Source organism: Aeromonas sp. ZOR0002, from assembly GCF_963866995.1.
In the GTDB taxonomy this organism is placed as follows: Bacteria; Pseudomonadota; Gammaproteobacteria; order Enterobacterales; family Aeromonadaceae; genus Aeromonas; species Aeromonas caviae.
In genome coordinates, this window is the sequence record NZ_CAWMFQ010000121.1 from 1 (window position 1) to 2,883 (window position 2,883).

General features: G+C 59.3%; 8 protein-coding genes. 2 read left to right on the top strand and 6 right to left on the bottom strand.

What is annotated here, in order from left to right:
* Positions 1 to 17: 17 nt before the first annotated feature.
* The 6 genes from AACR77_RS06835 to AACR77_RS06860 form a co-directional block, all read right to left on the bottom strand.
* Positions 18 to 248: a hypothetical protein gene (locus tag AACR77_RS06835; RefSeq protein WP_042880545.1), complete on the bottom strand. Its 231-nt coding sequence runs from the start codon at positions 246 to 248 to the stop codon at positions 18 to 20.
* Position 249: 1 nt separating this feature from the next.
* On the bottom strand, positions 250 to 474 hold the full coding sequence (locus AACR77_RS06840; RefSeq protein ID WP_042880547.1) for a hypothetical protein: 225 nt from the start codon (positions 472 to 474) through the stop codon (positions 250 to 252).
* A gap of 53 nt (positions 475 to 527) precedes the next feature.
* The gene (locus AACR77_RS06845) at positions 528 to 1,010 is read right to left on the bottom strand and encodes a TIGR02594 family protein (RefSeq protein ID WP_042880549.1); all 483 of its coding nucleotides are present in this window, start codon (positions 1,008 to 1,010) and stop codon (positions 528 to 530) included.
* On the bottom strand, positions 1,010 to 1,324 hold the full coding sequence (locus tag AACR77_RS06850) for a phage holin family protein (protein WP_042880552.1): 315 nt from the start codon (positions 1,322 to 1,324) through the stop codon (positions 1,010 to 1,012). Before AACR77_RS06850 ends, AACR77_RS06845 begins: the two co-directional genes overlap by 1 nt.
* A gap of 125 nt (positions 1,325 to 1,449) precedes the next feature.
* Positions 1,450 to 1,752 carry a hypothetical protein gene (locus AACR77_RS06855; RefSeq protein WP_042880554.1) on the bottom strand — a complete coding sequence of 101 codons (303 nt, stop codon included), beginning with the start codon at positions 1,750 to 1,752 and terminating at the stop codon, positions 1,450 to 1,452.
* Positions 1,752 to 1,946 carry a DUF3283 family protein gene (locus tag AACR77_RS06860; protein ID WP_042880556.1) on the bottom strand — a complete coding sequence of 65 codons (195 nt, stop codon included), beginning with the start codon at positions 1,944 to 1,946 and terminating at the stop codon, positions 1,752 to 1,754. Before AACR77_RS06860 ends, AACR77_RS06855 begins: the two co-directional genes overlap by 1 nt.
* A gap of 122 nt (positions 1,947 to 2,068) precedes the next feature.
* Here AACR77_RS06860 and umuD point away from each other — a divergent pair, with 122 nt between their 5' ends.
* Positions 2,069 to 2,491 carry a translesion error-prone DNA polymerase V autoproteolytic subunit gene (umuD, locus tag AACR77_RS06865; RefSeq protein ID WP_042880557.1) on the top strand — a complete coding sequence of 141 codons (423 nt, stop codon included), beginning with the start codon at positions 2,069 to 2,071 and terminating at the stop codon, positions 2,489 to 2,491.
* A partial coding sequence (locus AACR77_RS06870; protein WP_042880559.1) for a Y-family DNA polymerase occupies positions 2,488 to 2,883 on the top strand: 396 nt, incomplete at its 3' end. The genes umuD and AACR77_RS06870, both read left to right, overlap by 4 nt.

Here is a 2,883-nt window from a genome sequence, read left to right on the forward strand (position 1 = left end):
AAAGACAACCCCCGCCATTAGCGGCGGGGTTCCATGTCAGCCTGGGTGTGGGTGGCGGGCAGTTCGCTGTTTGGCTTGGAGCTGTCTGACAACTGGCCAGAAGCAGCACCGAAACGCTCAGCAAAACGCCCCTGTGGGTCCGCATGATTCTTGTCATGGCTTTCCTGCACCTCCCTTGCCCTCTCCCGCTTAAGCCAACGGCCCAGAAGGGCCGTTAGAATGTCGAGCAGTTGGAGCAAGCTGTTCATGTTATTGCTTCCTGGCTTTCTCAGCCGGCAGGTTCATAGCCAGCTTATCCAGCACCTTGGTCAGGCCAACCAAGAAGGCCTGCACCTTCCCGATCACCTCATCGTCCCGGGTGGACGGGGTGACAGCCGCGATCTTGGCCAGCCCCTGCACCACCATGGACGCGCCGCCCACTACAGCCATCAGGATGACAATCCAGTTGATGACCACCTCAACGATGTGTTCCATCGCACTCTCCTCTGCTGTTACCGGTTACCCGGCGATATTGGCAAGGCTTGCGCCTATGCCTCGGACTTCGAGAACTCTGCCGCAGCCATCACAGGCAATTCCCCCACAGGCTTCGGCTCACCGGCGGGCCAGCGGTATGCGGTTACCCGAGAGCGAGGAAACGCCTTCACGTTCACCGCGTCCGCTTGGTTGCCGCCCAATACCAGCAGATTGCCAGCCTTGTCCTGCCCCACTACGAATCCAACGTGTCCGCCACCATCCCGGGAGAACACCACTACGCAGCCTGCCACCGGCTTTTCCAGCTTCTCCCCCCAGGAGGCATAGGAACGCGCACCCTCGAACCGGGTGGACTGAATACCGACCCGCTCTAGGCACGCTCCAACAAAGGCGGCACACCACGGGGTTTCATCATCACGGATGCCACCCCGCTTGATGGCCTTCCACATCGCCACGATCTCGGGGTTGTGTTGGGGCCCCTTAATCTCCGTCAACCCGATATGCCTACGGGCTTCATCTACCCAGCGCATTTTCACCATCACTCCTTCCCTCCCATCCAGCCGGTTGCCCGGCGTTCGTACAGCTCCAGTGCTTTCGACCCCATCAAGCCAGCCAGGCCAGCCATGAAGCCGCACAACGGGAGCGGGGCTGCGATGTACCAGCTCAGCAGCATGGTCAACATCCCGGCGAACCCTGACACCACCACCTGCAGCAGCGCCTCGGCCCATCGGAACTGCCTTCCCTCGCGTTTCACCGTTTGTATGTAGGTCACAAGCCCTCCCCATACGCTCAGCCCGCCGAATGCCAGATAGGCGAGCACGCTGTAGTTCTGTGGATCCTTGTCAGGCGTCATCGCCCCTCCAGAAACGACAAAGCCCGCACGAGGCGGGCCAGAAATGAAAAAGGCCAGGGTCACGGGGACTCTGGCCATCTTTGAGCAATACTAACGCTGGGGCGGCGGGGATTCAACCAGCAGGGTTACCAAGTAATTCTCGGCAATACATCTACGAGGTGGTCTATTGAATGCCAGCCAGAAATAACCTCCTCGGATATGTAGAAATGTCCCTCATGGAAATATCCTGACGCCATTGCGTCATTACCCTTGCGCGTAATGAAGTCAATCACAAACATGTCATCCTGATCAGGAGTGATTCTGATGTAGTGGACGGTAGGGGCCCGCGTGCTTGCTGATGGCGTGACCATCACACCACCTCGGCTGAATTTTGGCTCAACTTGAAACACACGCCGAAGGATCGCCAGTTGAATCGCATCGAGGGGCATTACTTCACCTTCCGGTACCGCTCGACCTGTTGCAGGAAGTAGGCCTGCATCTCCCCCTTGTAGTTCCCGGCCTCGCTCTCGGCGGGCAGCCTGATCTCGGGGTTCCTTTCCTTCCACACCGCATAGGCTGCGGCCTTCTCTACCTCGACCTTCTCCTGCTCTTCTTTCGGCAGGGTGCACAGATTGAATGACATTGGCGACTCCACGCATAGGGGACTTGCCGATATTACCTGAATCCGGAGCCAATCGCTCCACGGTGATCTTCGCCACGAGCATCGCTATACTGTATTTATATACAGCATAGTGAGCCAAAACCATGTTTGCAGTTCCCGACCTCGACGCCCCGGCGTTGGAAATCCCGTTGTTCCTCTCTCCTGCCGCCTGTGGCTTCCCGTCCCCCGCCCAGGACTACGTGGAGCAGACCATCGACCTGAACCAGCTATGCATAGCGCACCCGGCCGCGACTTATTACGTTCGGGCAGCCGGTGACAGCATGGTAGAGCACGGGATCCACGATGGTGACATGCTGGTCGTAGACCGCAGCAGCAAGCCAGTGCATGGCAGTGTGGTTGTTGCGGCCGTAGATGGCGAGTTCACTGTGAAGCAGCTCCAGCTCAGCCCCTCAGTCTGCCTCTTACCAGGGAACCCGGCCTATCGCCCCATCCACTTCAGTGACGGGCAGCACTTGGAGATCTTCGGTGTGGTTACCTTCGTCATCCACAAGATGCCCGCGCCATGAACAAGAGCTGCGCCGTGGCTCTGGTCGATGTGAACAACTTCTACGCCTCCTGCGAGCGGCTGTTCCGGCCTGATTTGAAGGGGCGGCCCATCGTCGTGCTCTCCAACAACGACGGCTGCGTGGTGGCCCGTTCGGCGGAGGCCAAGGCGCTCGGCATCAAGATGGGCGTGCCCTACTTCCAGATCCGCCAGTTCTTCGAGGCCATGGGCGGGGTATGGTTCAGCTCCAACTACGCCCTCTATGGCGACATGTCGAACCGGGTGATGACCATTCTGGAGGGGATGGCCCCTGCGGTGGAGGTCTACAGCATCGACGAGGCTTTCATCGAACTGAGCGAGTCCTGGGCGGGCGACCTGGTGGCCTATGGCCGCCAGATTCGCGAGCGGGTGCAG

Coding starts and splice junctions, on each gene's coding strand:
- AACR77_RS06835 (WP_042880545.1), bottom strand. CDS start 248: ATGAACAGCTTGCTCCAACTGCTCGACATTCTAACGGCCCTTCTGGGC.
- AACR77_RS06840 (WP_042880547.1), bottom strand. CDS start 474: ATGGAACACATCGTTGAGGTGGTCATCAACTGGATTGTCATCCTGATG.
- AACR77_RS06845 (WP_042880549.1), bottom strand. CDS start 1,010: ATGGTGAAAATGCGCTGGGTAGATGAAGCCCGTAGGCATATCGGGTTG.
- AACR77_RS06850 (WP_042880552.1), bottom strand. CDS start 1,324: ATGACGCCTGACAAGGATCCACAGAACTACAGCGTGCTCGCCTATCTG.
- AACR77_RS06855 (WP_042880554.1), bottom strand. CDS start 1,752: ATGCCCCTCGATGCGATTCAACTGGCGATCCTTCGGCGTGTGTTTCAA.
- AACR77_RS06860 (WP_042880556.1), bottom strand. CDS start 1,946: ATGTCATTCAATCTGTGCACCCTGCCGAAAGAAGAGCAGGAGAAGGTC.
- umuD (WP_042880557.1), top strand. CDS start 2,069: ATGTTTGCAGTTCCCGACCTCGACGCCCCGGCGTTGGAAATCCCGTTG.